The 2,441-nt window shown below is 72.3% G+C and carries 1 protein-coding gene; it reads left to right on the forward strand.

Features of this window, described 5'->3' with window-relative positions:
• On the forward strand, positions 1 to 2,308 hold a 2,308-nt coding region (locus tag ACRX5S_RS41045; protein ID WP_436778398.1), incomplete at its 5' end, for an Rne/Rng family ribonuclease.
• Positions 2,309 to 2,441 lie beyond the last annotated feature (133 nt).

Here is a 2,441-nt window from a genome sequence, read left to right on the forward strand (position 1 = left end):
CCGTCGCCGCCGCCGTCGCGACGGCGCCGAGAGCGGCGAGACCCCCGGCGCCGACGACCCGGAGCGTACGGTCGTCAAGGTCCGCGAGCCGCGTGCCCGCCGGTCCGACCGCGCCGTGGAGGGCGAGGACGCGGGCGACGGCGTGCAGAGCGTCAAGGGCTCCACGCGCCTGGAGGCCAAGAAGCAGCGCCGCCGCGAGGGGCGCGAGCAGGGCCGCCGCCGCGTGCCGATCATCACCGAGGCCGAGTTCCTGGCCCGCCGCGAGGCGGTCGAACGGGTCATGGTGGTGCGGCAGACGGGCGAGCGCACGCAGATCGGCGTCCTTGAGGACGGCGTGCTCGTCGAGCACTACGTCAACAAAGAGCAGGCCACCTCGTACGTCGGCAACGTCTACCTGGGCAAGGTGCAGAACGTCCTGCCGTCGATGGAGGCCGCCTTCGTCGACATCGGCAAGGGCCGCAACGCGGTGCTCTACGCGGGCGAGGTCAACTTCGACGCGGGCTCGCCGCGCCGTATCGAGGCGGTCCTGAAGGGCGGCCAGTCCGTCCTGGTGCAGGTCACCAAAGACCCGATCGGCCACAAGGGCGCGCGGCTGACGAGCCAGGTCTCGCTGCCGGGCCGCTATCTCGTGTACGTGCCCGAGGGCACGATGACCGGCATCAGCCGCAAACTGCCGGACACCGAGCGCGCGCGCCTCAAGACCATCCTCAAGAAGATCGTCCCCGAGGACGCGGGCGTGATCGTGCGCACCGCCGCCGAGGGCGCGAGCGAGGAGGAGCTGGCGCGCGACGTCACCCGCTTGCAGGCGCAGTGGGAGGACATCAAGAAGAAGGCCGCGACGGCCAACGCGCCGGCGCTGCTGTACGGCGAGCCCGACATGACGGTCCGGGTCATCCGCGACATCTTCAACGAGGACTTCACCAAGCTCGTCGTCTCCGGCGACGAGGCGTGGGAGACGGTGCACAACTACGTCTCGCACGTCGCGCCCGACCTGGCCCCGCGCCTGTCGAAGTGGACCGGCGAGGGGGACGTCTTCGCGACGTACCGCGTCGACGAGCAGTTGATGAAGGCGCTCGACCGCAAGGTGTGGCTGCCCAGCGGCGGTTCGCTGGTCATCGACCGCACCGAGGCGATGGTCGTGGTGGACGTCAACACCGGCAAGTTCACCGGCCAGGGCGGCAACCTGGAGGAGACGGTCACCCGCAACAACCTGGAGGCGGCGGAGGAGATCGTCCGCCAGCTCCGGCTGCGGGACCTCGGCGGCATCATCGTCATCGACTTCATCGACATGGTGCTGGAGAGCAACCGCGAACTGGTGCTGCGGCGCCTGCTGGAGTGCCTGGGCCGCGACCGTACGAAGCACCAGGTCGCCGAGGTGACCTCGCTCGGCCTCGTGCAGATGACGCGCAAGCGGGTCGGCCAGGGGCTGCTGGAGGCGTTCTCCGAGACCTGCGACAAGTGCAACGGGCGCGGCGTGCTGGTGCGCATGGACACGCCCGAGCAGAAGTCCGGCGGGTCCTCGCGCCGCCGCCGCGGCAAGGGCGGCGGCGGGGCGAACGGCAACGGCAACGGCGCTCACGAGCACACCCACGACGAGCCGGTCGAGGAGACGGTCGCCGAGGCGGTGGCCGAGGACGCGCCCGAGCCGGTCGAGGCGCTGGAGCCGCTGGAGATCGTCGAGCCGGACGAGACGGTCGACGTCGTCGACGTGGTCGAGGTCGTCGAGCGGCGGGACGCGGACACCGACACGTCCGCGGAGCCCGGCGCGCCGGTCGAGGCCGAGGTCGTCCTCGTGGTCCCGGGCACTCCGGAACCGGTCGCCGGGCAGGGCGAGGAGCCGGTCGAGGCCCCTGGTTCCGAGGCGGCCGAACCGGCGGAGGGAGCCGAGGAGGCCGAGGAGGCGCCGAAGAAGGCCGCCAAGCGTGCCCCGCGCAAGACGGCTGCCAAGAAGACCGCGGCGAAGAAGACGGCGGCCAAGAAGACCGCCGCCAAGAAGTCGACGCGCAAGGCCGCCGCGGAGGCCGAGCCGGAATCCGCTCCCGCAGAGGACACGTCGTCGACGGAGCCCGCCCCGGCAGCGAGCGCGGAGCAGACCGCGGCAGCGGAAGCCCCGGCAGCGCCCGCGGCGCCGTCGGCCGACGAGACGCCCGCCCCGGCCAAGCGCACCCGCAAGGCCCCGCGCCGGGCGACCCGTCCGGCGGGTGCCCCCGCGACCGAGTCGGCGACCGCGGACGCGTCAGAGGGGACGTCCGACAACGGCGCGTCGTCATCCTCGGAGCCGGTATCGGCGGCAGCCCCGGGCAACTAGTGCGGTGATCACAAGCCTTCACCGGTTCTCGCCGCCCAGTACGGCATCCGGGCCTAGCAGCCCTCCCAGGGCCGCGTTGCAGGACCTCGCGAGTACGACGAGTACGAGCTTCGGCCCTGCGCTCGGGAGGGCC

This window comes from Yinghuangia sp. YIM S09857 (genome assembly GCF_051388915.1).
Classification (GTDB): Bacteria; Actinomycetota; Actinomycetes; order Streptomycetales; family Streptomycetaceae; genus Yinghuangia.